General features: G+C 73.4%; 27 protein-coding genes. 15 read left to right on the plus strand and 12 right to left on the minus strand.

All coding sequences use genetic code 11. The features are described 5' to 3' along the window. Window positions 1–63 precede the first annotated feature (63 nt). Window positions 64–198 (minus strand): hypothetical protein, encoded by a 135-nt coding sequence (locus AC5WAM_RS35005; RefSeq protein ID WP_495519955.1) that lies wholly within the window; start codon window positions 196–198, stop codon window positions 64–66. 222 nt (window positions 199–420) lie between these two features. Then, the gene (locus AC5WAM_RS35010) at window positions 421–1,293 is read right to left on the minus strand and encodes an undecaprenyl-diphosphate phosphatase (RefSeq protein ID WP_172383678.1); all 873 of its coding nucleotides are present in this window, start codon (window positions 1,291–1,293) and stop codon (window positions 421–423) included. Window positions 1,294–1,514: 221 nt separating this feature from the next. Between AC5WAM_RS35010 and AC5WAM_RS35015 the strand changes: the two genes are divergently transcribed. Further along, the gene (locus AC5WAM_RS35015; protein WP_495519956.1) at window positions 1,515–1,673 is read left to right on the plus strand and encodes a hypothetical protein; all 159 of its coding nucleotides are present in this window, start codon (window positions 1,515–1,517) and stop codon (window positions 1,671–1,673) included. On the opposite strand, the gene AC5WAM_RS35020 is transcribed toward AC5WAM_RS35015, so the two are convergent. After that, window positions 1,651–2,112 carry a winged helix-turn-helix transcriptional regulator gene (locus AC5WAM_RS35020; protein WP_495523710.1) on the minus strand — a complete coding sequence of 154 codons (462 nt, stop codon included), beginning with the start codon at window positions 2,110–2,112 and terminating at the stop codon, window positions 1,651–1,653. The two genes, AC5WAM_RS35015 and AC5WAM_RS35020, sit on opposite strands and share 23 nt — an antisense overlap. A 340-nt stretch (window positions 2,113–2,452) precedes the next feature. Between AC5WAM_RS35020 and AC5WAM_RS35025 the strand changes: the two genes are divergently transcribed. Beyond that, the gene (locus AC5WAM_RS35025; RefSeq protein ID WP_495519957.1) at window positions 2,453–3,622 is read left to right on the plus strand and encodes a thiolase family protein; all 1,170 of its coding nucleotides are present in this window, start codon (window positions 2,453–2,455) and stop codon (window positions 3,620–3,622) included. 76 nt (window positions 3,623–3,698) lie between these two features. Here AC5WAM_RS35025 and AC5WAM_RS35030 read toward each other — a convergent pair whose 3' ends face one another. Next, the gene (locus AC5WAM_RS35030) at window positions 3,699–4,403 is read right to left on the minus strand and encodes a TVP38/TMEM64 family protein (RefSeq protein ID WP_366795304.1); all 705 of its coding nucleotides are present in this window, start codon (window positions 4,401–4,403) and stop codon (window positions 3,699–3,701) included. 49 nt (window positions 4,404–4,452) lie between these two features. Here AC5WAM_RS35030 and AC5WAM_RS35035 point away from each other — a divergent pair, with 49 nt between their 5' ends. From AC5WAM_RS35035 to AC5WAM_RS35045, 3 genes are all read left to right on the plus strand, one after another. Then, window positions 4,453–5,157 (plus strand): DNA alkylation repair protein, encoded by a 705-nt coding sequence (locus AC5WAM_RS35035; RefSeq protein WP_366795305.1) that lies wholly within the window; start codon window positions 4,453–4,455, stop codon window positions 5,155–5,157. 307 nt (window positions 5,158–5,464) lie between these two features. Further along, window positions 5,465–6,643, plus strand: coding sequence for an elongation factor Tu (tuf, locus tag AC5WAM_RS35040; RefSeq protein ID WP_495519958.1), 1,179 nt, complete (start codon window positions 5,465–5,467; stop codon window positions 6,641–6,643). A 199-nt stretch (window positions 6,644–6,842) separates the two neighbouring features. Beyond that, window positions 6,843–7,676 carry a spermidine synthase gene (locus AC5WAM_RS35045; RefSeq protein WP_495523711.1) on the plus strand — a complete coding sequence of 278 codons (834 nt, stop codon included), beginning with the start codon at window positions 6,843–6,845 and terminating at the stop codon, window positions 7,674–7,676. Between the two features lie 98 nt (window positions 7,677–7,774). Here the strand turns inward: AC5WAM_RS35045 and AC5WAM_RS35050 are convergent, their stop codons facing one another. From AC5WAM_RS35050 to AC5WAM_RS35060, 3 genes are all read right to left on the minus strand, one after another. After that, window positions 7,775–8,842, minus strand: a complete 1,068-nt coding sequence (locus AC5WAM_RS35050) for a DUF8017 domain-containing protein (protein WP_366795307.1) — start codon at window positions 8,840–8,842, stop codon at window positions 7,775–7,777. Window positions 8,843–9,046: 204 nt separating this feature from the next. Then, window positions 9,047–10,102 (minus strand): DUF8017 domain-containing protein, encoded by a 1,056-nt coding sequence (locus AC5WAM_RS35055; protein WP_495519959.1) that lies wholly within the window; start codon window positions 10,100–10,102, stop codon window positions 9,047–9,049. Between the two features lie 93 nt (window positions 10,103–10,195). After that, entirely contained in the window at window positions 10,196–11,185 is a 990-nt protein-coding gene (locus AC5WAM_RS35060) for a DUF8017 domain-containing protein (RefSeq protein ID WP_495519960.1), read from the minus strand. Between the two features lie 82 nt (window positions 11,186–11,267). On the opposite strand from AC5WAM_RS35060, the gene AC5WAM_RS35065 reads away from it, so the two are divergent. From AC5WAM_RS35065 to AC5WAM_RS35075, 3 genes are all read left to right on the plus strand, one after another. Next, window positions 11,268–11,765 carry a DUF4442 domain-containing protein gene (locus AC5WAM_RS35065; RefSeq protein ID WP_495519961.1) on the plus strand — a complete coding sequence of 166 codons (498 nt, stop codon included), beginning with the start codon at window positions 11,268–11,270 and terminating at the stop codon, window positions 11,763–11,765. 44 nt (window positions 11,766–11,809) lie between these two features. After that, window positions 11,810–12,253, plus strand: a complete 444-nt coding sequence (locus AC5WAM_RS35070) for a DUF6234 family protein (RefSeq protein ID WP_495519962.1) — start codon at window positions 11,810–11,812, stop codon at window positions 12,251–12,253. Window positions 12,254–12,353: 100 nt separating this feature from the next. Next, window positions 12,354–12,992: a DedA family protein gene (locus AC5WAM_RS35075; protein WP_172383668.1), complete on the plus strand. Its 639-nt coding sequence runs from the start codon at window positions 12,354–12,356 to the stop codon at window positions 12,990–12,992. 66 nt (window positions 12,993–13,058) lie between these two features. On the opposite strand, the gene AC5WAM_RS35080 is transcribed toward AC5WAM_RS35075, so the two are convergent. Continuing rightward, a complete protein-coding gene (locus tag AC5WAM_RS35080) occupies window positions 13,059–13,595 on the minus strand; it encodes a gamma carbonic anhydrase family protein (RefSeq protein ID WP_366795312.1) in 537 nt (178 codons plus the stop codon). Between the two features lie 136 nt (window positions 13,596–13,731). Between AC5WAM_RS35080 and AC5WAM_RS35085 the strand changes: the two genes are divergently transcribed. Next, on the plus strand, window positions 13,732–14,517 hold the full coding sequence (locus AC5WAM_RS35085; RefSeq protein WP_495519963.1) for an acyltransferase: 786 nt from the start codon (window positions 13,732–13,734) through the stop codon (window positions 14,515–14,517). A gap of 65 nt (window positions 14,518–14,582) precedes the next feature. Here AC5WAM_RS35085 and AC5WAM_RS35090 read toward each other — a convergent pair whose 3' ends face one another. After that, window positions 14,583–15,449 carry an EamA family transporter gene (locus AC5WAM_RS35090; protein ID WP_495523712.1) on the minus strand — a complete coding sequence of 289 codons (867 nt, stop codon included), beginning with the start codon at window positions 15,447–15,449 and terminating at the stop codon, window positions 14,583–14,585. A 112-nt stretch (window positions 15,450–15,561) separates the two neighbouring features. On the opposite strand from AC5WAM_RS35090, the gene AC5WAM_RS35095 reads away from it, so the two are divergent. Further along, entirely contained in the window at window positions 15,562–16,146 is a 585-nt protein-coding gene (locus AC5WAM_RS35095) for a helix-turn-helix domain-containing protein (protein ID WP_030678512.1), read from the plus strand. Between the two features lie 62 nt (window positions 16,147–16,208). Further along, window positions 16,209–16,766: a YbaK/EbsC family protein gene (locus AC5WAM_RS35100; RefSeq protein WP_366795314.1), complete on the plus strand. Its 558-nt coding sequence runs from the start codon at window positions 16,209–16,211 to the stop codon at window positions 16,764–16,766. A 3-nt stretch (window positions 16,767–16,769) separates the two neighbouring features. Here AC5WAM_RS35100 and AC5WAM_RS35105 read toward each other — a convergent pair whose 3' ends face one another. Both AC5WAM_RS35105 and AC5WAM_RS35110 read right to left on the minus strand, forming a co-directional pair. Beyond that, window positions 16,770–17,933, minus strand: coding sequence for an acyl-CoA dehydrogenase family protein (locus AC5WAM_RS35105; protein ID WP_495519964.1), 1,164 nt, complete (start codon window positions 17,931–17,933; stop codon window positions 16,770–16,772). Next, window positions 17,930–19,153, minus strand: coding sequence for a CaiB/BaiF CoA transferase family protein (locus AC5WAM_RS35110; RefSeq protein WP_495519965.1), 1,224 nt, complete (start codon window positions 19,151–19,153; stop codon window positions 17,930–17,932). The genes AC5WAM_RS35105 and AC5WAM_RS35110 overlap by 4 nt, the downstream gene beginning before the upstream one ends. Window positions 19,154–19,640: 487 nt before the next feature. Between AC5WAM_RS35110 and AC5WAM_RS35115 the strand changes: the two genes are divergently transcribed. From AC5WAM_RS35115 to AC5WAM_RS35125, 3 genes are all read left to right on the plus strand, one after another. After that, complete coding sequence (locus tag AC5WAM_RS35115) at window positions 19,641–20,483, plus strand: GNAT family N-acetyltransferase (protein WP_495519966.1); 843 nt, start codon at window positions 19,641–19,643, stop codon at window positions 20,481–20,483. After that, window positions 20,480–21,289: a lysophospholipid acyltransferase family protein gene (locus AC5WAM_RS35120; RefSeq protein ID WP_495519967.1), complete on the plus strand. Its 810-nt coding sequence runs from the start codon at window positions 20,480–20,482 to the stop codon at window positions 21,287–21,289. Before AC5WAM_RS35115 ends, AC5WAM_RS35120 begins: the two co-directional genes overlap by 4 nt. 279 nt (window positions 21,290–21,568) lie before the next feature. Next, window positions 21,569–21,994: a hypothetical protein gene (locus tag AC5WAM_RS35125; RefSeq protein ID WP_366795319.1), complete on the plus strand. Its 426-nt coding sequence runs from the start codon at window positions 21,569–21,571 to the stop codon at window positions 21,992–21,994. Window positions 21,995–22,076: 82 nt separating this feature from the next. Here AC5WAM_RS35125 and AC5WAM_RS35130 read toward each other — a convergent pair whose 3' ends face one another. Beyond that, a complete protein-coding gene (locus AC5WAM_RS35130; RefSeq protein WP_495519968.1) occupies window positions 22,077–23,402 on the minus strand; it encodes a hypothetical protein in 1,326 nt (441 codons plus the stop codon). A 217-nt stretch (window positions 23,403–23,619) separates the two neighbouring features. Between AC5WAM_RS35130 and AC5WAM_RS35135 the strand changes: the two genes are divergently transcribed. Beyond that, on the plus strand, window positions 23,620–24,930 hold the full coding sequence (locus tag AC5WAM_RS35135) for a molybdopterin-dependent oxidoreductase (RefSeq protein WP_495519969.1): 1,311 nt from the start codon (window positions 23,620–23,622) through the stop codon (window positions 24,928–24,930). Window positions 24,931–25,035 lie beyond the last annotated feature (105 nt).

The raw sequence follows: 25,035 nt of genomic DNA on the forward strand, positions 1-25,035 counted from the left end.
GTGCCGGGGCAGTGGTGGTCCGGCATGGGGATCCGTGCCCTGTCGAGGAGCGTTATCCGGGGTTCAGCGGCAGAGGAGTTCCGCGAGCGGCACGTTGAGCGCGTCGGCGATAAGCAGCCACACCTCGACAGGACCGGCGCGCGCCGAGACCCCGCCCGCGCCGTCGGCGGCCGCCCGTTCGCCGTGAGCATCCCTCACTCGACGGGCGGGCGGCTTCTGCCGATCTCGGGCCGCTCGGGCACTGCGAAGGCCCCTGCGGGCGAATCTGCAGGGGCCTTCGCGGCGTACGGGATGCGGCTCTGGGAGGTGACTTGGGAGACGGACCGGGAGGTGATCAAGGAAAAGTGGCCCTCAGGCCCTCTGACCAGCTCCAGTTGTCTCTAGATCCACACATCGAGAAATGGGCATCAGGGGCCCCGGCTAGTCGGCGGATTCTCCCGCGTGGGGGCTCAGTTCGCCCATGCCCACCAGGATGAACAGGACGATGCCCAGGAGGATGCGGTAGTAGACGAAGGGCATGAAGCTCTTGGTCGTGATGAACTTCATGAACCACGCGATGACGGCGTAGCCGACGACGAAGGCGATGATCGTCGCGAAGATGGTCGGGCCCCAGGAGACGTGGCCCTCGCCCGCGTCCTTGAGTTCGTAGGCGCCCGAGGCGAGGACCGCCGGGATGGCCAGGAGGAAGGAGTAGCGGGCTGCGGACTCGCGGGTGTAGCCCATGAGGAGGCCGCCGCTGATGGTCGCGCCGGAGCGGGAGACGCCGGGGATCAGGGCCATGGCCTGGCACACGCCGTAGATGAGGCCGTCCCTGACGTTGAGCTGCTTGAGGTCCTTGCGCTCGCGCACCGCGCGGTGCTTGCCGCCGACCTCGTCGCGCGCGGCCAGGCGGTCGGCGAAGCCGAGGACGATGCCCATGACGATCAGGGTCGTGGCGATGAGCCTCAGATCCCGGAACGGGCCCTCGATCTGATCCTTGAGCGTCACGCCGAGCACGCCGATCGGGATCGAGCCCACGATCACGAGCCAGCCCATCTGCGCGTCGTGGTCGGACCGCGGCACCCTGCCCACCAGCGAGCCGAACCACGCGTAGAGGATGCGGCCGATGTCCTTGCGGAAGTAGATCAGGACGGCGGTCTCGGTGCCGATCTGCGTGATGGCGGTGAACGCGGCACCCGGGTCGTGCCAGCCCGCGAACGCCGCGGTCAGCCGCAGGTGCGCGCTGGAGGAGATCGGGAGGAACTCGGTCAGTCCCTGGACGAGTCCGAGGATGAACGATTCGAGCCAAGACATGAGAACTGCGCCGTCCAGTTACTGATCGTGCGCTGACCCGTGTGGTGGCGGTCAGAAGCGGTGAAGGGGGACCGGGGCGGCGAGTGGTGGTCGGGCAGGAAGGGGTGGTGGTGGAGGGGATCACGTGCCTCGCCGGGGGCAGCGTAGCGTCACAAAGTTACGGGTCCGCGTGAGGGCCGTGTGTTGGCGGCCGAATGCTTTCTTCTGGTTGCCTTTCGCCGGTGCTGCCGGTGCTGCCGGTGCTGCCGGTGCTGCCGGTGCTGCCGGTGCTGCCGGTGCTGCCGGTGCTGCCGGTGCGTCCCCGTTCGCTGTCCCGACGCGTCCCCGTCTCCCGCTCCCGCCGCGTCCGCCGCCCGGTCACACCCCCGCAGGCCCCGTGACCGTCCACCCCGGCACCTGCGGATGTGCCGTCAGGTCCTCGTGGCGGACCTCGGTGCCGCAGTGGGCGCAGGTGACCACGGGTGCGAGCGTGTGCCCGCAGGCGTGCTCGACGATCATGGGGCGGTCCTCGTCGGGGCGCAGATGGCGGTCGCCCCATGCCATCAGGGTCATCAGGACGGACTCCAGTTCCAGGCCCGCGGGCGTCGGCCGGTACTCGAAGCGCTGGGGGCGCTCGCTGTAGCGGACCTTCTCCAGGACGCCCGCGTCGACCAGGCGGCGCAGCCGGGCCGTCAGGACGTCGCGCGGGGCGCCCGTGTTGCGGGCCAGCTGGTCGAAGCGCCGGGCGCCGAGGAAGACCTCGCGCAGGACGAGCAGGGAGTACTTCTCGCCGACCAGGGCGAGGGTGTCGGCGATCGCGCAGGGACGGGGGCCCTTCACGGCCGTGGCCGCCGGGCGCCGCCGGTCCGGCGCGGCCTCGGTGCCGGAGGACGCCCCCTCCGAAGGGTTCGCTCCTTGAGGAGGGTTCGTCCTCCGCGCAGAGCCCGCCCCCCGCGGAGGGGACTCGCGGGCGGTCTCCCCTCCAGGTGCCGCCTCCCGGGCGATCGACTGCGGCTGCGGCTGCGGCTGGGGGTCCTTCGTCGAGGGCATGGAAGTCAGTCTACGGGTGGGTTGGAAAAACAAACTCACTTGGTTACCGTGGAGTACGCAAGTGCGTCCAGTTTTCAAACTCGTTCCCAGGCCGCCGGGCACACGGCCCGGCCTGTCGAGAGGCACCCTCATGCGCGACGCCGTCATCGTCGAAGCGGTACGCACCCCGGTCGGCAAGGGAAAGCCGGGCGGCTCCCTCCACCACGTCCACCCCGTCCAGCTCCTCGCGCACACCCTGCGCAGCCTCGTCGAGCGCAGCGGCATCGACGCGGCGCGGATAGACGACGTGATCGGCGGCTGCGTCGACCAGGTCGCCGAGCAGGCCATGAACACCACGCGGTACGCCGCCCTGGCCGCGGGCTTCCCGGAGTCCGTGCCCGCCACCACCGTCGACCGCCAGTGCGGCTCGTCCCAGCAGGCCGTGCACTTCGCCGCACAGGGCGTGATCGCGGGCGCGTACGACATGGCGATCGCATGCGGCGTGGAGTCGATGAGCCGCGTGCCGATGTGGTCGAACGTGCCCGCGGGCGCCGACCCCTTCGGCCCCGGCATCGCCGAGCGCTACCCCGAGGGGCTCGTCCCGCAGGGCGTCAGCGCCGAGCTCATCGCCGCCAAGTGGTCCATCAGCCGTGAGGAGATGGACGTCTTCGCCACCGGCTCGCACCAGAAGGCGGCCCGCGCCTGGGCGGGCGGCCTCTTCGACGCGGAGGTCGCGCCGCTCGACCACGTCACCCGCGACGAGTCCGTGCGCCCCACCACCACGCCCGAGGTCCTCGCCGGGCTCAAGCCCGCCTACGAGGACCCGGCGTTCGGCGCGCGCTTCCCGCAGATCGACTGGTCGGTGACGGCCGGGAACACCAGTCCCCTGAACGACGGGGCGTCCGCCGTGCTCATCACCACCAGCGAGAACGCCGCCCGGCTCGGCCTGCGCCCGCTCGCCCGGCTGCACAGCTTCGCCGTCGCGGGCTCCGACCCGCTCCTGATGCTCACCGGCATCCTGCCCGCCACCGAGCAGGTGCTGCGCCGGGCCGGTCTGACGCTCGACGACATCGACCTGTTCGAGGTCAACGAGGCGTTCGCCAGCGTCGTCCTGGCCTGGCTGCGGGAGACCGGCGTCGACGAGCGGAAGGTGAACGCGCACGGCGGCGCCATCGCCCTCGGCCACCCGCTGGGCGCGAGCGGGACGCGGATCATGACCACCCTCGTCCACGCCATGCGGGCCCGCGGGGCGCGCTACGCCCTGCAGACGATGTGCGAGGCCGGGGGACTCGCCAACGCGACCATCCTCGAAGCCGTGTGACGCCCGGGGCCGGGCCTCCGCCGCGCCGGCCCCCGCCGAGCCGGGCCCGTGCCCCCGCCGGAGCGGAACCGCCCGGTCAGTTCCCGCGCAGCCGGTGGCGCTTGCGCCAGGCCACCGCCGCCGCCCCGAGGCCCGACACCGCGATGAAGCCCATCGCGAGGAGGAACGCGGGCGAGGTCGGGGTGTCGGCGCGGGCGCCCGCTATCACGTAGGCGGCCGTGTTCGGGACCGAGCCGACGGCCGTGGCGAGGAGGAAGGGGAGCCAGCCCATCCGGGAGACGGCCGCGCAGTAGTTGGCCGCCGCGAACGGCACGCCGGGGAAGAGGCGCACCGCGAGCATCGAGCGGAAGGCGTGGCGGCTGAGCTGGCCGTCGGCCGCCTTCAGCCAGCGGCCGCGCAGCAGCGGCCGCAGTGCGTCCTGGCCGAGGATCCGGCCGAGCCCGAAGGAGGCACCGGCTCCGAGGACCGTGCCCGCGACCGCCGCGGCGAGCCCCGCCTGCGAGCCGAACAGCGCGCCCGCCGCGAGGTTGAGCAGCGGCCGCGGCACGAACGCGACCGTGCACGTGCCGTACGCCACCGCGAACACGCACACCGCGGCGGCCCCCGTGAGCTGCGGCGGCCAGCCGTCGGCGAGCAGCCGCTGCGGCTCGAAGAGCAGCACGCACGTGCCGGCCGCGGCGAGCAGCAGCACGAGCAGGGACAGCCGCGACCACGGCGAGAGGAGCACCCGGGTGCAGCGCACGGCGAGGCCCCGCGGGGGAGCGGCAGCGGTGTCGAGCATCCGGGGAGACTAACCGACAGATGCGTCTGATCGCCGTATGGTGCGTCTCATGAGCGTCACAGTGCCGCGCAGTTCCCTCGCCGACACGGTCGTCGACCGGCTCACCGCGAGCTACACGGAGGCGGCCGATCCGGTACGGGCCGCGGAGATGCGCGCGTACATGAAGGACGTCGCGCCGTTCCTCGGCATCGCCTCCACGGTGCGCCGGGACCTCGCGCGGGCGGTCCTCGCGGGCACCCCGCGCCCCGACGAGGCCGACTGCGCGGCGCTCGCGCTGCGGTGCTGGCGGCTGCCCGAGCGCGAGTACCACTACTTCGCGGTCGACTACCTGCGGCGGCACGTGAAGCGCTGCTCGTCCGGCTTCCTGCCGGTGGCCCGGCACCTGGTGACGACCGTCCCCTGGTGGGACACCGTCGACCTGCTGGCCGCGCACGTCGTCGGCGGCCTCGTGGCCGCTGACCCGGAACTCGCGGCCGACATGGACGCGTGGAGCGAGGACGACGACCTCTGGGTGGTCCGCACCGCCCTGCTCCACCAGCTGCGCTACAAGGAGCGCACGGACTCCGACCGCCTCTTCGCGTACTGCGCGCGGCAGGCCGGGCACCCCGACTTCTTCGTCCGCAAGGCCATCGGCTGGAGCCTGCGCGAGTACGCCAAGACCGATCCGGACGCGGTGCGGGCCTTCGTCGAGCGCCACCGGGCCGCGCTGTCGCCGCTCTCCGTGCGCGAGGCCCTGAAGAACATCGGCGGCTGACGGGCTCTCAGGGACACGAGGGGCGCAACTGCCGTACGTGACCGGTGCGTCGCAGAAAATCATTCGACGCCCGGCGCCGGGTCAGCCATGATCGTCGACATGTTCCGGCACGCCTCTCCCACAGCTCCGACCGCGGTCGCGGTCGCTGCGAAGGCTGCCGCTGTTCCTTTCGACGGCGCCCGAAGCTGACTCTCCCCGGACATTCCGGCGGACCCCTCAGGGGGAGGGTCGGCCAGGCCCCAGGGGTCCCCGTCCGACGGCCGCGCGCCGCGGGCCCCACCTTTCGAGTTCCGGAGAAGGAACCACCATGTCCAAGACCGCTTACGTCCGTACGAAGCCGCATCTGAACATCGGCACGATGGGCCACGTCGACCACGGCAAGACCACCCTGACCGCCGCCATCACCAAGGTGCTCAGCGAGCACGGCACCGGCACGTTCGTGCCCTTCGACCGCATCGACCGCGCGCCCGAGGAGGCGCAGCGCGGCATCACCATCAACATCGCGCACGTCGAGTACGAGACCGACACGCGGCACTACGCGCACGTGGACATGCCCGGTCACGCCGACTACGTCAAGAACATGGTCACGGGCGCGGCCCAGCTCGACGGCGCCATCCTCGTGGTGTCGGCGCTCGACGGGATCATGCCGCAGACCGCCGAGCACGTCCTCCTCGCCCGCCAGGTCGGCGTCGACCACATCGTCGTGGCGCTGAACAAGGCCGACGCCGCCGACGAGGAGCTCGCCGACCTCGTGGAGCTGGAGGTGCGCGACCTGCTGTCCGCGCACGGGTACGGGGGCGACTCCGCGCCCGTGGTCCGGGTCTCGGGCCTCAGGGCGCTGGCGGGCGACCCCCGCTGGACCGCGGCGATCGAGGCGCTGCTCGACGCCGTGGACACGTACGTGCCGATGCCGGAGCGCCACGTCGACGCGCCGTTCCTGCTGCCGGTGGAGAACGTCCTGACGATCACCGGCCGCGGCACGGTCGTCACGGGTGCCGTCGAGCGCGGCACGGTCCGCGTCGGCGACCGCGTCGACGTCCTCGGCGGCCTCGGCGCCGACACGGAGACGGTTGTCACCGGCCTGGAGACGTTCGGCAAGCCGATGGAGTCCGCGCAGGCCGGTGACAGCGTGGCGCTGCTGCTGCGCGGCGTGCCGCGCGACGCCGTCCGCCGCGGGCACGTGGTCGCCGCGCCCGGCAGCGTCCGCCCGAGCCGCCGCTTCACCGCGCAGGTGTACGTCCTCTCGGCCCGCGAGGGCGGTCGTACGACACCGGTGGCCACCGGCTACCGGCCGCAGTTCTACATCCGCACCGCGGACGTGGTCGGCGACGTCGACCTCGGCGAGGCCGCCGTGGCCCGCCCCGGCGACACGGTCACCCTGACCGTGGAGCTCGGGCGTGACGTTCCGTTGGAGCCGGGCCTCGGCTTCGCGATCCGCGAGGGCGGACGGACGGTGGGCGCCGGCACGGTGACGGCTGTCGCCTGAGGTTCCGGTGAGGGGGTCCGGCCCGGGGAGGCCGGGCCCCCCTTTCGTTCGGCGGGGGCCGTGGTGGGGCGAAGGCGGGCACAATGGGGCGGTGGACCAGCCTGCCGATGCCCCCGACCCCACGCCGATAGCCGATGCCGAGCGGCCTTCCGAGCGCGAGCCGGAGCCCGAGCCCGGGTCCGGCTCTTCGGACGAGCCCGTGCCCGTCACCCGCGTCGTCGACCACGGCACCGCCAAGCTGCTGCCCGACGTGGACCGCGACCGCGCCTGGCTCCTGACCGTCGACGGTGCCCCGCAGTCGTACGTCGACCTGGACGCGCCCACGCATCTGGAGTTCGAGTACGCGCGCAGGCTCGCCCACGTCCTGGACACCCTCGCCGCGCCGGGCCTTCCGCTGGACGCCCTGCACCTCGGTGGGGGCGCCCTCACCCTGCCCCGCTACCTCGCGGCGACCCGGCCCGGCTCCCGGCAGGACGTCGTCGAAGCCGACCTGGCGCTGCTGCGGCTCGTCGTCGAGAAGCTGCCCCTGCCCCGGGAGCCGGGGATCCATCTGCACGGCACGGACGCCCGGGCCTGGCTGGAGGCCGCGCCCGCCGACAGCGCGGACGTGGTCGTGGGCGACGTCTTCGGCGGCTCGCGCGTGCCCGCGCACCTCACGTCGGATGCGTACGCCCGTGCCGTCGACCGGGTCCTGCGCGCCGACGGCGTCTACGCGGCCAACCTCGCCGACGGCGCGCCGTTCGACTTCCTGCGCTCCCAGCTGGCCACGTTCGCCGAGTGCTTCGCGGAGCTGGCCCTGATCGCCGAGCCCGCGCTGCTGCGGGGGCGTCGCTTCGGCAACGCCGTGCTGGTCGCCTCGCACGGGCCGCTCGACGTCGAGGCGTTGGTACGGCGGGCCAGGGCCGACGTGTTTCCCGCGCGGGTCGTGCACGGGGACGAGCTGCGGCGGTTCGTGGGGCCCGCGCGAGCGGTGCGGGACGGGGACGCCGTGGCCTCACCGGAGCCCCCGGGCGGCGCCTTCAGCGTGGGCTGACCCCCGCCGCCACCGCGGCGCGGACCCTCCCGCCCGAGTGGCCAGGGCTCGCCCCACACCGTGCGGGGGCGGGGGTGCGGGGCGGGCGGTGGAGAAGGTCAGGACTCGTCGGTCTCGCCGTTCAGGCGCACCGTGGCGAGGATCTTCTTGACCAGCGTGTCGGGAACCTCCCCCTTCACGCCCTTCGCCCCGTGCAGCGTCCACGCGACGTAGTCACCCGCGCCGTTCTTGAAGGCGAACGTCGTGGCCTTGCCGTTGGAGTCGCACTTGCCCGAGCCGGGGTCGCCGACCGAGGTCGTGGTGACGACGCTGCCCTCGATGCCCGACTTGGTGGTGTACGACTCCACCTTGCCGATCTTGACGTTCTTCTTGTCGGCCTTCTTCTGGCCGGTGTAGCCGCCGAAGACCCACCACGCGGAGTCGTTGCGGGCGACCTGCTTGGTGCTCTTGGCGCCGTTCTGGCCCTTGGTGCCGACGCTGGCGAGCGAGGAGTCGTTCATCCGCCCGTCCTTGTCCTCGTCGGAGGAGCACCACTTCTCTTTGTAGATGGCCGGGGCGGACATGATGATCAGGGGCTTGGAGCCGTCGCCCTTGTTGTGGTCCTCGAAGCCGACGAACGTGTCGGGGGTCTTGACCGTCCAGTCCGGCGGCACGTCGAAGGCGGTGCCCCACTTGGGGTTCACCACGACCTGCCAGCCGGGGACCGTCGGCTTGGGGTCGTTGCCGGTGCCGCGCGGGTTGTCGTCGTCCGACGGCTCGGGGCTCGGCTTCTTGGTGGCCGACTTGGACGGCTTGGCGGCCGCTCCGTCGGACTTGTCGTCGTCGCCACCGCTGAAGACCAGGAAGCCGGTCACGCCCGCGGCCACGACGACGGCCGCCACGGCGACCAGGGCCGTGACCTTCGTCCGGTTGCCGCCGCCGTTGCCCCCGCCGCCTCCCGCGTCCGGGCCGCCGGGCTGCGCCGTCCCCATCGGGAACGTCGGCGCGCCCCACTGGGGCTGCCCGCCGGTGGGCTGGCCCCCGGTCGGCTGCTGGTACGGGTTCGGCTGCTGGTAGCCGGGCTGCTGGTACGGGTTGGGCTGCTGGTACCCGGGCTGCTGATACGGGTTGGGACCCGGACTCTGCGGGTTCTGCTCGCCCCCGGGCGGCTGCTGTTCTGGCCACATGGCCAGTAACCATAGATGGGCTCAGGCCCCAGGTGCCACGCCCGGTCAGCGGCCGGACGGGCACCGGCCATGACCTCGTACGAAGCCGTGACGAACCGGTGAAGAAGCGGTGGACGAGGTGGTGGGAATGGTGTGGTGCGTGAGCGGAAAGGCGGTGCATCCCCTAGTGCCCGGTGTGCCCGGTGTGCCGGAGGGCGGCGCGGCTCACGACTCCGTCGCGTCGCCGTACAGGCGTACCGTGCTGAGGATCTTCATGATCGTCTCGTCCGGGATCTCCTCCTTGACGTCCTTCGCGCCGTAGAGGCTCCACGCCACGAAGTCGCCCTCGGCGTTCTTGAAGCCGAACGTGATCGCCTTGCCGTCCGAGGCGCACTTGCCCTGCTGGGGCGTGTGCCGCGAGCGGGACCACGCGATGCTGCCCTTGATGCCCGCCTTGGTGGTGTACGGCTTGGCCTTCTCGTCGAAGTGCAGGCTCTTCTTGTCCGGCTGCGTGTAGCCGCCGAACACCCACCAGGCGACCTGGTTCACCGCGACCTCGTCGGTGTTCTTCGCGCCGTTGGCCCCCTTGGTGCCGACCGCGCCGAGCTCCTTGTCCTCGGTGCGCCCGTCCCTGTCCTCGTCGGAGGTGCACCACTTCGACTTGAAGTACGCGGGCCCCGACATGGTCATCAGCGGCTTGCCGGTCTTGACGTCCTCGAACGCGACGATCGCGTCCGGCTTCCTGACGTCCCAGTCGGGCGGCACGTCGAAGGCGGTGCCCCACCGGGGGTTCACCACGACCTGCCAGCCGGGGACGGTCGGCTTGGGGCCGCCCGCGGTGCCGCGCTCGTCGTCGTCGCCGTCGGCCGCGCCGGAACCCGGCTTCGCGGGGGCGGACGCGGACGGCTTGCCCTCGGCCCGCGGGGACTTGCCGCCCTCGTCGTCCTTGTCGTCGAGGAGCAGGAAACCGGTCACGCCCGCGGCCACGACGACGGCCGCCGCCGCGACGACGGCGATGACCTTGGTCCTGTTCCCGCCACCGCCACCGCTGCCGCCGTCACCCGTCGGTGCCTGGGGCACGCCCGCGGGGACCGTCGGCGCGCTCCACCGGCCGGGCTGCCCGGCCGGGGCCGCCTGCTGGTACGGCGACGGCTGCTGGGCGCCCGGCTGCTGGTAGCCCGGCTGTTGGTAGGGGTTGGGCTGCTGATATCCCGGCTGCTGGTACGGGTTCTGCTGCTGCGGGTTCTGCTCGCCCCCGGGCGGCTGCTGTCCTGGCCACATGGCCGGTAACGATACGTGTGGCTGGTTGATGTGCTCACAACCACCCCGGGGTGGGCCGACCTCGGGCCTCGCTGACCTCGGCCCGTGCCGACCTCAGCGCTTCTCGGGCGACCGGTACTCGCGCACCGTGCGCAGGATCGCGCGTACCGTCCGCTCCGGGATCTCCTCCTTGACGCCCTTCACGCCGTGGAAGGACCAGGAGAGGAACTCGCCGTCGGCGTTCTTGAAGCCGAACGTGGTGGCCTTGCCGTCCGTGTCGCACGCGCCCTTCTTCGGCACGCCGGAGGAAGCGGCCGTCACCAGGCTGCCCTTGAGGCCCGACGCGGTCGTGTAGGACTCCGCCGGGCCGGCGGTCACCTTCTTCTTGTCCGGCTGGGCGTACCCGCCGTAGACCCAGGCCGTCGCGTTGCTCCGGGCGATCTCCGCCGTGCTGCTCGCGGTCTTGTTGCGCTTGGTGCCCGCGAGGCCGAGGGGCGTGTAGTCCTTCCTGCCGTCCTTGTCGTCGTCCGACGCGCACCAGCGCTCTTTCAGGACGGCGGGGGCCAGCATGGCGACGAGGGGGGTGTCCGAGGGGTCGTCGTTCTCCGCGACCCAGGTGGCGTAGTCGGCCGACTTCAGGTCCCACTGCGGCGGGACGTCGAAGGCGATCCCGTCCCTGGGGTTCACGACCGTCTTCCAGCCCGGCACCGTCGGCCCGGGGCCGTCGTCCGTCCCCCGGCGGTCGGAGTCCTCCGGCTGCGCGGGGCGGGGTGCCTTGGTCGTGGAGCGGGCCGGCCCGGGCGCCGCCGCGTCGTCCTCGTCGCCGCCGAGGACCACGAAGGCGGTGGCGGCAGCGGCCACGACGACCACCGCGGCGGCGGCGACGGCGACGACCCTGGTCCTGCGGCCGCGCCCGCCCGGCGGGGCGGCGGGCGCCGCGGACACCGTCGGCGCGTTCCACGGCTCCTGTGGCGAGGGTGCCGGGGCGTGCTGCCGGTAGGGGTCGGGCTGCTGGTAGCCCGGCTGCCGGTACGGGTTCGCGTCCTGCCCCGGGCCGGGGTCCGGCTGCCGGGGTCCATCGGGTTGATCTTGTCCTGGCCACATGGGCGTCCACGATAGGCCCGAGGGGAACGGTCGTTCGCACAAGCCTGGCCAAGCGCTGCTACTCGTGGGTAACATCCCGGTCATGAGCGCAGACCAGATGTCGATCGGCGAGATGCTCGCCGCCACCGTGCCGATGGCCCGGACCCTCAACCTGGAGTTCCTGGAGACGACCCCCGAGCGGGCCGTGGTCGAGCTGCCGGACCAGGCGGAGTACCACAACCACGTGGGCGGGCCGCACGCCGGCGCGATGTTCACCCTGGGCGAGTCCGCGAGCGGGGCCATCGTGCTCGCCGCGTTCGGGGACCAGCTCTCGCGGGCCGTGCCGCTCGCGGTGTCCGCGGACATCGCGTACAAGAAGCTCGCGATGGGCCGGGTCAGGGCCACCGCGACGCTGGGGCGCCCGGTCGCGGACGTCGTCGCCGAGCTCGACGCGGGGCAGCGCCCCGAGTTCCCCGTGGCCATCGCCCTCACCCGCGAGGACGGCGCCGTGACCGGCGAGATGTCCGTGACGTGGACCCTGCGGCCCAACGAGCCCAAGCAGGGCGCCACTTCCCCGGCCGGGACGGGCGCGTCTGAGTAGGCGTACTCAGGCGGGCCCGGCCGCGGGCCGTGAGGATCGGGGGCATGGACCTGCCGATCGCGCCGCCCGCCCACGACGCCTCCGCCCGCACCCGGGCCGACACCGGTCCCGACGTCGGCGCGGCCGTCGGGCTCTTCGTGGCCCAAGTCCTCGTCCTCGCCGGGATCCTGGCGGCGTGGATCGCGAGCGGCCTCACCTTCGACCCCGCCGCCCGCGCCGAGTTCGACCGCCTCGACGGCTATCTCGTCGCCTCCGCCTGCGTGGGCGGTCTCGCGCTGCTCGCCACCGGTGTGGCGGTGCGGGCGCGGGCCCCGGTGACCGCCTGGAGCCAGGGGTTCACGGCCGTGATGATCGCCGTGGCGGTCCTCGCCGGGTTCTCGTACCAGCGGCACGAGGACGAGGCGCGGCAGCCCGCGCCCGCGTGGACGGGTCAGGTCGGCTGTCGCAGCGGCGGGGGCAGCCACGAGTGCGCGTCCACGGGCGGCTGAGGCGGCGCGTGGGTGGTGAGGCGTGAGCGGGTAGGCTGCCCCGGCGTGCGCGGTCGTCGCGCGCGCCGGGGGAGTTGTCCGCGTACGGAAGGAACCGGGGTTGCACGTCCAGGAGTGGCTGGAGAACGTACCCGCCGTCAGCGTCTACGCGCTCGTCGGCCTCGTCATCGGCCTGGAGTCACTGGGCATTCCGCTGCCGGGTGAGATCGTCCTCGTCTCCGCGGCGCTCCTGTCGTCGCAGCACGGCGACGTGAACCCGGTGGTGCTCGGCGCCTGCGCCACCGCCGGGGCCGTGATCGGCGACTCCATCGGATACGCCATCGGCCGCAAGGGCGGCAGACCGCTGCTCGGCTGGCTGGAACGGAAGTTCCCCAAGCACTTCAGCGCGGCGAACGTCGGCAGTGCCGAGCGCTCCTTCCAGAAGTGGGGCATGTGGGCGGTCTTCTTCGGCCGCTTCGTCGCGCTCCTGCGCATCTTCGCGGGCCCCCTCGCGGGCGTCCTGCGCATGCCGTACTGGAAGTTCTTCACCGCCAACGTGCTCGGCGGCATCATCTGGGCGGGCGGCACCACCGCCGTCATCTACTACATCGGCGTGGTCGCCGAGGACTGGCTGAAGCGGTTCTCGTACGTCGGTCTCGGCATCGCGGTGCTCATCGGCATCGGCTCGATGCTGCTGGTCAAGCGGCGGGCGAAGAAGGCCGCCGAGGAGCACGCGGCGAGCGAGGCCGCGGCCGCGTAGGAGCCGTGCGCGAGCGGCCGGGGGCGGGCTTCCGTCCCCGGCCGCTCGCGCATGTGGCGGAAGCGCTCAGTCCTCCTGGGCGTGCGCGGCGCGGTGGGCCTTCGCCAGCTCCACGTACATCGCGCCGTTGAGCGAGATGCCCGCGCGCTCCTCCTCGGTGAGCGGCCGCTTCACCTTGGCGGGCACGCCCGCCACGAGCGAACCCGGCGGCACCCGCATGCCCTGCGGCACCAGGGCCTGGGCGGCGACGAGCGAACCGGCGCCGATCACGGCGCCGTTGAGGACGGTCGCGCCCATGCCGATGAGGCAGTCGTCCTCGACGGTGCAGCCGTGCACGACGGCGTTGTGACCGACCGAGACCCGCTCGCCGATGGTGACCGGGAAGCCGGGGTCCACGTGCAGGCTGCAGTTGTCCTGGATGTTGCTGTCGGCGCCGATCTCGATGGGCCCGCAGTCGGCGCGCAGGACCGCGCCGTACCAGGTGCTCGCGCCCGCGTGCAGCGTCACCTCGCCGATCACCACGGACGTGGGCGCGGTGAACGCCTCCGGGTCGATCCGGGGGTCCTTGCCGCCGATGCCCATGACGAGTGCCTGGTGACTCATCGTTCTCTCCTTGGATCGTTGCGTCCGTCGCGCCTGAGCGAACCGTACGGGACCCCCGTCCCGGCCCGGCGGTGTGGGGTGAAGATCACAGGAGGGGGGAGTGCTCGCCCCGCGCGGGGCTGAGTAACGTGAGCGGGTGCCCAGGAACAAGAACGTGTTCTCATCCTTCGCCGCGTGGCGGCGCGGCGTCGCGCAGCGCGCCGTCCACGCGGGCTGGGCCTGGGTGCAGCGCACCGGCGCGGTCACCGCGCGGCAGCCGGGACGCCTGGAGTTCGGCGCGATCGGCGAGGGCACGAAGCTCGCCTTCCCACAGGGCACGGTCTTCGGCGCCCCCTGGATACGGCTCGGCGCGCACTGCATCGTGGGCGAACAGGTCACGCTGACCGCCGGGTTGATGCCCGACCTCGACCTCGGCCCCGACCCGATCCTGCGCGTCGGCGACGGCGTGGTCCTCGGGCGCGGCAGCCACGTGATCGCCGATACGTCGGTGACGATCGGCGACGACTGCTACTTCGGGCCGTATGTGTACGTCACCTCGACCAACCACAGCTACGACGATCCGCACACGCCGATCGGCAAGCAGTGGCCGCGCATGGAGCCGGTGACGATCGGCTCCGGCTGCTGGATCGGCACGGGCGCGGTGATCCTGCCGGGCGCCAGGCTCGGCCGCAACGTGGTGGTCGCGGCGGGCGCCGTGGTGCGCGGCGAGGTGCCCGACCACGCCGTGGTGGCGGGGGCGCCCGCGCGGGTCGTCCGGACGTGGTGCGCGGAGCGGGGGTGGCAGCCGCCGCTGCGGACGCCCGCCCCGGTGCCGATCCCGGAAGGGGTCACGCCGGAGCAGCTGCTCGCGCTCGGGGACCTGGAGGACCTCGGCCGCCTCGGCGAGCTGACCGACGCGGCGGACGCCGAGGGCACCGCCTAGCCGGGACCGCCGGTGCGGGGCAACCAGTGCGGGGCCCCGGTGCGTGGCCGCCGCCCCGCGCCGCCTCACCCCGTCGCCAGCAGCACCGTCCCCACCAGGGCGAGGCCCGCGCCCGCCGCCTGCACCCCGCGCAGCCGTTCCTTGAGGACGCCGCGCGCGGCGAGCGCGGTGACCACGGGGTAGAGGGAGGCGAGCACGGCCGCCACGGTGACGGGGCCGCCGCGGGCCGCCATCGCGTAGGTGCCGTTGGCGGCGACGTCCGCGAGGCCCACGAAGGCGAGTGCGGGCAGCGCGGCCCGGACGGCCTGGAGGCCGGTGCCCTCCGGCAGGGCCGCGCCGCCGCGCCGCACGCTGACGTACAGGGCTGTCCCGCCCGCCAGGACGTTGGTGACGCGCTGGACGAACAGCGCGAGGAACAGGCCCGTGACGCTGGTCGAGGCCTCCGCGATCAGGGCCATGACAGCGCCGAAGCCGAAGGCCGCGAGCAGCGTGAGCAGGACCGCCCGGCGCTGCACGGGGGCGCCGCGCAGCTCGGGCCCGCCCGCCAGGACGATGCCGACGACGGCCACGGCGATGCCCGCGAACTGCGCGAGGCCCGGCCGCTCGCCGAGGAACAGGCCGACGCCCACCGGCACCACGACGCCGAGGGAGCCGAGCGGCGAGACCACGCCCATCGGGCCGAGCGCGAGCGCCTTGTAGAAGGAGAGCATCGCGACCGGTCCCACCAGGCCCGCGCCGACGGCGAACCACAGCTGCGGCCCCCACTCGGTCCACGCGCCGGTCGCGACCACCACGACCCCGAGGACGGCCACCGCGATGCACTGGGACGCCACGACCACCGTCAGTGCGGGGATGCGCCGGGTCAGCAGGCCGCCACCGAAGTCGGCGAGGCCCCACAACAGGCTCGTGGCCAGGGCGAACAGCGCTGTCAGTCCTGACATCGGGAACCTCGCAGTACAGTGTGGTGAACCATCGGGAGCCTTCGGGTGCACCACACCGTAGTTCAGTACAGTGAACCCTGTCATCCAAAATATTGGACGGAATGTGTCGGATCTCGACCAGCTCACGCAGTCGCTCGCGCGGAACCTGAAGCGCTGGCGCGGCGAGAGGGGCTTCACGCTCGACGCCCTCGCGGCCCGCTCCGGGGTCAGCCGCGGCATGATCATCCAGATCGAGCAGGCCCGCACCAACCCCAGCGTCGGCATCACCGTGAAGCTCGCCGACGCCCTCGGCATCAGCATCACCACGCTCCTCGACTACGAGCAGGGGCCGCACGTGCGCGTCGTGCCGCCCGAGCAGATGGTGCGGATGTGGTCCACCGACGAGGGCTCCAGCACCACGCTGCTCGTCGGCGCCGAGGCGCGCGGCCCCTTCGAGCTGTGGTCGTGGCACCTGATGCCCGGCGACGGCAGCGACTCCGACGCGCATCCGCCCGGCACCATCGAGCTGCTGCACGTACGGGCGGGGGAGCTCACCCTCGTCGTGGACGGCGCGGAGCACCTCGTGCCCGCCGGGTCCTCGGCGACCTTCGAGGCCAACGTCCCGCACGGCTACCACAACAAGGGCGCCGAGCCGGTGGAGATGACCATGTCGGTGGCGGTCCCGCCCGCGCACGCCGGGTCGTACTGAGGGCCCGCCGCCGCGCGGCGCCCGGCCCCGGCCGGGCCGAACCGCCCTGTTACGGTGCGGACATGCGCGCCCCTCTCGGAAACTTCGACGTCGTCCGCCCCGCCCCGCAGGCCCTCGACCTGCTCGTCGCCCCCGTGGCCGACGCCGTCCGCGCCTGGAGCGGGCCCGTGCCCGCCGACGAGCTGATCCACGTCGACACCGAGCCGCAGTGGGCGGACACCGCCGCGTTCGTGGAGCACTACGGCCCCGAGCTGCTCCAGGAGTCCGCGAACTGCGTCGTCGTCGCCGGGAAGCGCGGCGGCGAGACCACGCTCGCCGCGTGCGTGGTCCTCTCCGGCACCCGCGTCGACGTGAACGGCGCCGTGCGCCGCCAACTGGGCGCCCGCAAGGCGTCGTTCGCGCCGATGGACACCGCCGTGGGCGAGACCGGCATGGAGTACGGCGGCATCACGCCGATCGGCCTGCCCGCGGGCTGGGCGCTGCTCGTGGACACCGCCGTGGCCGCGCTTCCGCACGTCCTGATCGGCAGCGGCAGCCGCCGCGGCAAGCTCATCGTGCCCGGCAAGGCGCTCGCCGACCTGCCGAACGCCGTGCTCATCGACGGCCTCGGCACGGCCTGAGCGTCACTCCAGGCCGCCGCGGCCGATGAGCTGACGCACGATCACGTTCCGCTGGATCTCGTTGGTGCCCTCGCCGACGATCATCAGCGGGGCGTCGCGGAAGTAGCGTTCGACGTCGAACTCCGTCGAGTAGCCGTGCCCGCCGTGCACGCGCACGGCGTCGAGCGCGATCCTCATGGCCGTCTCCGAGGCGCACAGCTTGGCCATCCCCGCCTCCAGGTCGGCGCGGCGCCCCGCGTCGGCCGCGCGCGCCGCGTACAGGGTGAGCTGACGCGCCGCCGTCAGCGACGTCGCCATGTCCGCCAGGTAGTTGCCGACGGACTGGTGGCGCCAGATGGGCTTGCCGAACGCCTCGCGCTCCTGGGCATAGCGCAGCGCGTCCTCGAACGCGGCGCGGCCCACGCCGAGCGCCCGCGCCGCCACCTGGAGGCGCCCGGTCTCCAGGCCGTGCATCATCTGGCCGAAGCCGTGCCCCTCGACCCCGCCGAGCAGCGCGTCCGGGCCCGCGCGGAAGTCCTCGAAAAGCAGCTCGCAGCTCTCCACGCCCTTGTAGCCGAGCTTCGGCAGGTCCCGCGCGACCGTCAGACCGGGCCCGGGCTCGGCGAGCAGCACGGAGATGCCCCGGTGGCGCGGCTCGGCCTCGGGGTCGGTCTTGCAGAGCAGGGCGAACAGGCCGGAGCGGCGGGCGTTGGTGATCCAGGTCTTCGCGCCGTTCACCACGTACCCGGCGCCGTCGCGGCGGGCCACGGTGCGCAGCGCCTGGAGGTCGGAGCCGCCGTCCGGCTCGGTCAGGGCCATCGCCGCGCGGACCTCGCCGGTGGCCAGCCGCGGCAGCCACCGCGCCCGCTGCGCGTCGGTGCCGAACCGCAGCAGCAGCTTCACCACGACGGTGTGGCCGCCCATGGCGCCCGCGAGGCTCATCCAGCCGCGCGCCAGCTCCTCGGTGACCAGGACGAAGCACGGCGTCGACACGGGTGTCCCGCCGTACTCCTCCGGGACCGCGAGCCCGAACACGCCGAGCCGCTTCATCTCCTCGACGAGCGCCTCGGGATACGTGTCGGAGTGCTCCAGGTCGCGGACGACGGGCCGGACCCGCCGGTCCACGAAGTCCCGCACCGTGGCGACGGCCAGACGCTCGGCGGGCGGCAGGCCGTCCAGCGCGCTCACGCGCCCGCCCCCTCGGGGCGCGGCGTGCCGGTCGCGCCCCGCGCGCGCGGCCGGGCGCGGCCGTCGGGGCCGCGCCCGAGTTCGGCCAGGATCTTCTCCGTGTGCTCGCCCGCCGCGGGCACCGGGCCCATGCGGGGGCGCACCCCCGAGAGCCCGGCGGGCGGCAGGAGGGCGCGCATCGGGGGCGCGCCGCCCGGAAGGCCCACCTCCCGCCAGCGCCCGCGCTCGGTCAGGACGGGGTGCTCCAGGAACTCGGCGACCGAGTTGACGCCCGCGTGGGCGATGTTCGCGGCGTCGAGCAGGGCCGCCGCCTCCTCGCCGTCCAGCTCGGCGCACCGCGCCGCGACGATCCCGTCGAGCTCCTCGCGGTGCGCGACCCGGGCCGGACCCGTGGCGAAGCGCGGCTCGTCGGCCAGCTCCGGGCGGCCGAGGAACACCCGGCACAGCGCCACCCACTCCGGTTCGTTCTGCACCGAGAACAGGACCTCCTTGCCGTCGCGCGCGGTGAACACGCCGTACGGCGCGACCGTCGCGTGCCGGGCGCCGACGCGCGGCGGCTGGGTGCCGCCGTAGCGGGTGTAGTACGCGGGCTGGCTCATCCACTCGGCGAGCGCGTCGAACAGGGACACCTCGACCGCCGGGGCCCGGCCGGTCGTCGCCCGCGTGTACAGCGCCGACAGGATGCCGCTGTACGCGTACATCCCGGCCGCGATGTCGGCCACCGAGATGCCGACGCGCACGGCCTCCTCCGGGGTTCCGGTGAGCGAGAGCAGACCCGTCTGGCACTGCACGAGCAGGTCGTAGGCCTTGCGGTGGGCCCAGGGCCCGGACGTGCCGTAGCCGCTGACCGCGCAGGTGACGAGGGACGGGTGGCGGGCCTGGAGCTCCGCGGCCGAGAGGCCGAGCCGGGCGGCCGCGCCCGGCGCGAGGTTCTGCACGAACACGTCGGCCCGCGCGAGGAGTTCGCGCAGCACCTCCTGCCCGTGCGCGGACTTCACGTCCAGGGTGATCGACTCCTTGGAGCGGTTCAGCCAGACGAAATAGCTGGCCTGGCCGTGCACGGTGGTGTCGTAGCGGCGGGCGAAGTCGCCGCCGCCCGGCCGCTCCACCTTGATCACGCGCGCGCCGAGGTCGGCGAGCTGGCGGGTGGCGAACGGCGCGGCCACGGCTTGTTCGAGGCTCAGCACGGTGATGCCGGTCAGGGGCAGGGGGTGCGGCATGCGGGGCTCCATCCTCCCTCGGGCGTCCGGAACTCTTTGTACGGGACAGCGACTCGTCGCGGTACGGGGCGTTGGGGCCGGGGGCCGGGGGCCGGGGGCCGGGGGCCGGGGGCCGAGAGCCGAGGGGGCCGGGAGTCAGGGCGCGTGGCGGCGGGCGGCGGGCGCCGAGGGGCGGGAGCCGGGACGCGTGGCGGCGGACGCCGTTCACCTGATGCTCACGAGGGTCGGCCCGATCCGCCGCGCGGACCTCGTGCGCAGTTCAGCCGGGGCGGTCACCGTGCTGAGTGGGTGCCCCGCCTGTTCCCTTCCGTCGCAGTTCAACGAAGCGTTTCCCCGGACCAGCTCGAAGCCTTCCCACTGGACCGCCGCCCTTGTGGCCCTCCCCTCGAAGCCCCCGCCTTGAGGCCCGTCGTCCTCAGGCCCGTCGTCCCCGTCCGCCCTCGTCCGTCCCCGTCGAGATCGTCCGTCGAACGGAGAACGTACTGTCATGCCCGCGACACCCACGACATCCGCGACACCCACGACACCCGCAACGCCCACGACCCCGTCGGCGCCCCCGCCCGCCCCGGCCCCCGCCCGGACCTCCGGGACCCGCCCCGCCTACGTCCCCTCCATCGCCCACTCCGAGGAGCAGATCCGCGCCGCCCAGCGCCTGCGCTTCCAGGTGTTCGGCGAGGAACTGGGCGCCGCCCTCGACACGCCCCTGCCCGGACACGACATCGACGCCTTCGACGCGCTCGCGGACCATCTGATCGTCACCGAGACCACGAGCGGCGCCGTCGTCGGCACCTACCGGCTCATCCCGCCCGGCCGCGGCGAGCTCTCCTACTCGGCGGGCGAGTTCGACCTGAGCGCCCTGGCCCCGCTGCGGCCCGCGACCATCGAGGCCGGGCGGTCCTGCGTCCACCCCGACCACCGCTCCGGCGCCGTCATCAACCTGATGTGGTCCGCGCTCGCCCGCTACGTCCTGCTCTCCGGCCACCGCTATCTGGCGGGCTGCGCCTCCGTGCCGCTGGCCGACGGCGGCACCGCGGCCGCGAGCGCCTGGCTGCTCGGCACCGCCAAGCACGCCTCGCCGCCCGAGCTGCGCGTCCACCCGCACCGGCCGTGGACACCGCCCGAGCAGCGCGCCGGACACCGGCCGACGTACGCCGACCTGCCGCCGCTGCTGCGCGGATATCTGCGCCTGGGGGCCTGGATGTGCGGGGCGCCCGCGCACGACCCCGACTTCGACTCCGCCGACTTCTTCGTGGTGCTCGACACCCAGCGGCTCAACGAGCGCCACCGCCGCTTCTTCCTCGGCGACGAGGGATCCCGGGGGTCCGTGTGAACCCCTGGTCCGTGGACGCGGGCTGTCCGCGGACCTGCGCCCTGCGGGCCGACTCCCGCGTGGGCGCCGTCGGGGCCGCGCGGCGGTACGCGGCGCTCGGGCACGAGCTCGGGCGGAGCCTGGCCCTCGGGGAGCGGCTCGTCGACGGCGACGCCGTACGGGTCCGGGCGCGGCGGGTCCTCCGGGCGCTCGGCGTGCGGCTCGACGCGGGGCCGGTGCCCCTGACCGTCCCCGGCGGGGGCGCGGGCACGCTCGTCGTCGCCAACCACATCTCCTGGCTGGACGTGGTGGCGCTGCTCGCCGTCGAGCCCGTCGCCTTCGTCGCCAAGCGGGAGGTGGGCCGGTGGCCTCTCGTGGGGACGCTCGCGCGGCGGCTCGGCACGCAGTTCATCGACCGCGAGGGCGGCCGCCGCGAACTCCCCCTGATGGTGGAGGAGCTGGCCAAGACGCTCGCCCAGGGGCGGTCCGTGCTCGTCTTCCCCCAGGCCACGACCTGGTGCTCGGTCTCCGGCGGCCGGTTCCGGCGGGCGGCGTTCCAGGCGGCCGTGGACGCGGGGGCCGCGGTGCGCCCGGTGACCGTGGCGTACGAGGCGGGCGGGGCGGGAAGCACGGCGGCGGCGTTCCTCGGCGACGAGGGGTTCGGGACGTCGCTGCGCAGGGTGGTGGGGGCGCGGGGCCTGAGCGTGCGGATCCTGGCACACGCTCCGCTGTACGGGAGCGACCGCAAGGGCCTGGCCGAGGCGGCCTGGACCGCGGTCACGGGCTGTCGTCCGGTGCCGGGACTTCCGCTCGGCCCGGCGCACTAGGGCCCGCCCGAGGGGCACCTCCCTTTCCCGTGGGCGTCCCGCGCCCCACGGATGTCAGGCACAACGGCTCAGGAACGGCGTAACCGCACCCTCAATCGTTCGCGCCCCGATCATTCGGGAAGCCCCGCCGAGATCCGTCCGCAATGGCGGAATATTCCTCTGGCGGCACCCGCTGGTTGACGGCAGAATCACCATTCCAGTGACGTTCGATTCACTGTCCAGCTCACGTCGAAAATCAGCACAAGCAGCGTGCCGGAAAACACGACGAGAGGACGGTCGATGGACGCGATATCCCCCGCGGAAGGCACCTTCGCCCAGGCCCTGGCGACGCGGCCGCAGAGTGCCCTCATGACGGGCCAGTTCCGGATCAAGCTCTCCTACCCGAGCGGTACGTTCAAGGGCTATCTGAACAGGAACGGCGACAACTGGGCCATCATCAGCCAGGACCCGCTGACCCTCGAATTCTACGAGTGGAACGGCGTGACCTACTACAAGGTTCCAGGCGAGGGCCGGTATCTGTCGGTCAGCAACAACGGATACGGCGGCTTCTACAGCTGGTCCGGGGCATCGAGCTTCCGGCTCACCGACGACAAGGAACTCGTCTCGAACTACAACGAGAAGCGGGCCTCGTTCCGCAACGGCGAGCCGTGGGTCTTCTTCTGGGACGAGTACAACATCTTCAAGGTGGAGTTCGAGAAAGTCTGACCCCGAAGGCCGACCGGGGTCCGGTCCCGAAAGCCGACCGGAACCCCGGAGGCCGACCGGGACGCGGAAGTCCGATCGGGTTTCACCAGCCTGTGAACAGCACGTGATTGAGGGCCAGGGCGAGGACCGCCTGTCCCGCGAGCAGGAAGAGGGCGAACGGCAGCCAGATGCGTTCGGTCTCCGCCTTGCTCATGCCCGAGACGTCCGCGACCGCCACCGCGAGGAGGGCCGCGAGGGCAAGGCCCGCGACGCGGTCCGCCGCCGTGGACGTCCCGGCCCGCAGACGGCGCACCGCGCCCGGTGAGGAACCCACCGCCCGGCGCAGCCCGGCCACCGTCGCGAGCCCCACGGTCAGCACGGTGCAGGCCGGATTGGCCCAGATCCAGTACCAGTAGGGGCGCACCCCGGCCGCGCCCTGGTAGTAGCGCTCCACCAACAGGCGGTACGCCTCCCACCAGTTGAAGCCGAACGCGGTGAACACCGCGGGGACGAAGAGCGCGCCCGCCACGAAGTACGGCAGCGGGCGGAGCGTCCTGGCCAGGACGAGGACGCCGGCCACGATCACAGCGAAGAGCGTGAGGCCGTACGACAGATAGCAGAGCAGGCCGTAGAGGAGGCCCGCGGCGCAGGCGGCGAGGGCGGGGCGGCGGACCGCGCGCGTCGCGGCGAGCGCGAGCAGCGCGGTCAGCCAGGCCGCGACGGCCGCGAAGTAGCCGTCCGCCGACGCGCCCATCCACACGGCGGCCGGAGCGAGCACGAGGAACGGCGCCGCCCGGCGCGCGCTCGCCTCGTCCCCGAGGACCTTCAACGTGATCAGTACGGCGACGACGGCCGTACTGCCCGCCGTGATGACGAACGCGCCCGCCCATCCGCCGCCGCCCAGACCGATCCGGTCGAGGAGGACGAAGGTGAGCGGGGCGGCGGGCGGATGGCCCGCCGTGTGCGCGGGCCAGTGGTACGCGCCCGGCTCCCCGAGCAGGATGTACTGGGTGTAGTCCCGCAGCGTCGCCGGGATGTCCGCGAAGCGGTCGATGACCTGGAGGTACTCGTACTTCGTGGTGAGCCGCCGCGCCACGCCCCGGTGCCAGCCGTCCACGAGCGCGAGGGACCAGATCCACGCCGTCGACGCCGCCCACGACGCGGCGAGCAGCGCCCGCCACGGCAGGCGGGCCGCGAGCACCGGGCCGTGGCTGACGACGGCGACGGCGACGGCGAGCGCCGCCGGGGTGCCGGGCCCGACGTGCGGATCCCAGTCGGCGTACAGCGGCGGCCAGTTGACGTGCAGGCTGCCGTCGGAGCTCTCGACGGCCCGTCCGACCACGACGGCGGCGGTGACGAGGAGGGCGGCGAGCCCGGCGGCGAGCAGATCGCGGCGGGGGCCGGGGGTACGTCGTTCGGGGTGGTTCACGCTGGCACGCTAGGCCGCAGGGGGCGCGCGCGGGCCGCCGCGCCGCCCTCCGTCACGGAACCGTCAGATCTTCCGCCGTCCTCGTGTGCTCCGTTCGGACGCACCGGACACCGTCAGCGTTTCGTCATGCGTCGCAGCCCCCGCCGGGCCGCCCACCGGTCCTACGGTCGACGCGAAGCGACGTATCCGCACCGTGCCGACCAGCGAGGACACACCCATGGGCGAACCATCGAAGCCGCCGGCCACCAGGACCGCACGACAGGCGGTGGAGCGCGCGTCGGCCGGCGTGTGGCGCAGCCCGCTGCGCGGCCCCTGGCTCACCTCCGTGCTCGGCGTGGTGCTCCTCGTCGGGATGACCCTGCTGTTCGTCACCGGGCTGCTGTCCTACGCCGCGTACAACCCCGGCCTGTCGCCGGTCAACGACAAGACACCCGACAAGGGACTCCTCGGCTTCTACCTCTTCCCCTGGCCGACCCGTCCGCACTGGCTCTACCGCCTCACCCAGGGCCTGCACGTCACCGTCGGCATCGCGCTCGTGCCGGTGCTGCTCGCCAAGCTGTGGTCGGTGCTCCCGAAGCTGTTCGAGCTGCCGCCCGTGCGGTCCGTGGGGCACGCCCTGGAACGCCTCTCGCTGCTGCTGCTCGTGGGCGGCGCCCTGTTCGAGTTCGCCACGGGCATCCTGAACGTGCAGCTGGAGTACGTCTTCCCGGGCTCGTTCTACCCCCTGCACTTCTACGGGGCGTGGGTGTTCTTCGCCGGGTTCGTCGCGCACGTGGCCCTGAAACTGCCGCGGACCGTACGGGTGTTGCGGGAGCGCGGGTTCCGGGCGCAGCTGCGGACGAGCGGCCCGGAACCCGACGGCGGCGCCGGGCTCGTGGCCGAGCGGCCCGCCGAGCCGACCGTGTCCCGGCGGGGCGCGCTCGGCCTGGTCGGCGGCGGCTCGCTGCTGCTGTTCGCGACGACGGCGGGGCAGAGCTTCGACGGCTGGCCGCGCGCCACGGCCCTGTTCGCGCCGCACGGCGGCCGGGACCCGGGCACCGGACCCGGCGCGTTCCAGGTCAACAAGACGGCCGCGGCGGTGGGCCTGGGGCGCCGTGACCTCGTCGACGGCTGGCGGCTCGACGTTGTGGGCCGGGGCCGCACCGTGCGCCTGACCCGCGCCGATCTGCTCGCCCTGCCGCAGCACGGCGCGGACCTGCCCATCGCGTGCGTGGAGGGCTGGTCGACGTCCGACCAGGCCTGGCAGGGCGTCCGGCTGCGCGACCTGGCCGCGCTCGTCGGGTACGAGGAGGGCGGGGACGGTCCGCCCGGCGTCCTCGTGGAGTCCTTGCAGACCCGCGGCGCCTTCCGCCGCGCCGCGCTGCGCGACAACCAGGTCCGCGACCCGCGCTCGCTGCTCGCCCTGCGCGTCAACGGCGCCGACCTGACCCCCGACCACGGCTACCCGGCACGCGTCATCGTGCCCGCCGCACCGGGCGTACTGAACACCAAGTGGGTGGCGCGGATGACCTTCGGGGAGCTGGTATGAGCGGGTTCGGGAGGCGTACGGGCAGGCCGACGGCCGGGCGGCCGGGCGCGGGCGGCCGATGGCCGGGCGTGGGCGGTCGGTGGGCGGGGGCGGCGCGCCGCCGGT

It is taken from the genome of Streptomyces sp. JLYT201 (assembly GCF_059448825.1).

What these genes read in the sequence shown, in the direction of transcription:
- AC5WAM_RS35010 (WP_172383678.1), bottom strand. Translation starts at nt 1,293, where the DNA reads ATGTCTTGGCTCGAATCGTTCATCCTCGGACTCGTCCAGGGACTGACC.
- AC5WAM_RS35025 (WP_495519957.1), top strand. Translation starts at nt 2,453, where the DNA reads ATGCGCGACGCCGTCATCGTCGAAGCGGTACGCACCCCGGTCGGCAAG.
- AC5WAM_RS35030 (WP_366795304.1), bottom strand. Translation starts at nt 4,403, where the DNA reads ATGCTCGACACCGCTGCCGCTCCCCCGCGGGGCCTCGCCGTGCGCTGC.
- AC5WAM_RS35035 (WP_366795305.1), top strand. Translation starts at nt 4,453, where the DNA reads ATGAGCGTCACAGTGCCGCGCAGTTCCCTCGCCGACACGGTCGTCGAC.
- tuf (WP_495519958.1), top strand. Translation starts at nt 5,465, where the DNA reads ATGTCCAAGACCGCTTACGTCCGTACGAAGCCGCATCTGAACATCGGC.
- AC5WAM_RS35050 (WP_366795307.1), bottom strand. Translation starts at nt 8,842, where the DNA reads ATGTGGCCAGAACAGCAGCCGCCCGGGGGCGAGCAGAACCCGCAGAGT.
- AC5WAM_RS35055 (WP_495519959.1), bottom strand. Translation starts at nt 10,102, where the DNA reads ATGTGGCCAGGACAGCAGCCGCCCGGGGGCGAGCAGAACCCGCAGCAG.
- AC5WAM_RS35060 (WP_495519960.1), bottom strand. Translation starts at nt 11,185, where the DNA reads ATGTGGCCAGGACAAGATCAACCCGATGGACCCCGGCAGCCGGACCCC.
- AC5WAM_RS35065 (WP_495519961.1), top strand. Translation starts at nt 11,268, where the DNA reads ATGAGCGCAGACCAGATGTCGATCGGCGAGATGCTCGCCGCCACCGTG.
- AC5WAM_RS35070 (WP_495519962.1), top strand. Translation starts at nt 11,810, where the DNA reads ATGGACCTGCCGATCGCGCCGCCCGCCCACGACGCCTCCGCCCGCACC.
- AC5WAM_RS35080 (WP_366795312.1), bottom strand. Translation starts at nt 13,595, where the DNA reads ATGAGTCACCAGGCACTCGTCATGGGCATCGGCGGCAAGGACCCCCGG.
- AC5WAM_RS35100 (WP_366795314.1), top strand. Translation starts at nt 16,209, where the DNA reads ATGCGCGCCCCTCTCGGAAACTTCGACGTCGTCCGCCCCGCCCCGCAG.
- AC5WAM_RS35110 (WP_495519965.1), bottom strand. Translation starts at nt 19,153, where the DNA reads ATGCCGCACCCCCTGCCCCTGACCGGCATCACCGTGCTGAGCCTCGAA.
- AC5WAM_RS35115 (WP_495519966.1), top strand. Translation starts at nt 19,641, where the DNA reads ATGCCCGCGACACCCACGACATCCGCGACACCCACGACACCCGCAACG.
- AC5WAM_RS35125 (WP_366795319.1), top strand. Translation starts at nt 21,569, where the DNA reads ATGGACGCGATATCCCCCGCGGAAGGCACCTTCGCCCAGGCCCTGGCG.
- AC5WAM_RS35135 (WP_495519969.1), top strand. Translation starts at nt 23,620, where the DNA reads ATGGGCGAACCATCGAAGCCGCCGGCCACCAGGACCGCACGACAGGCG.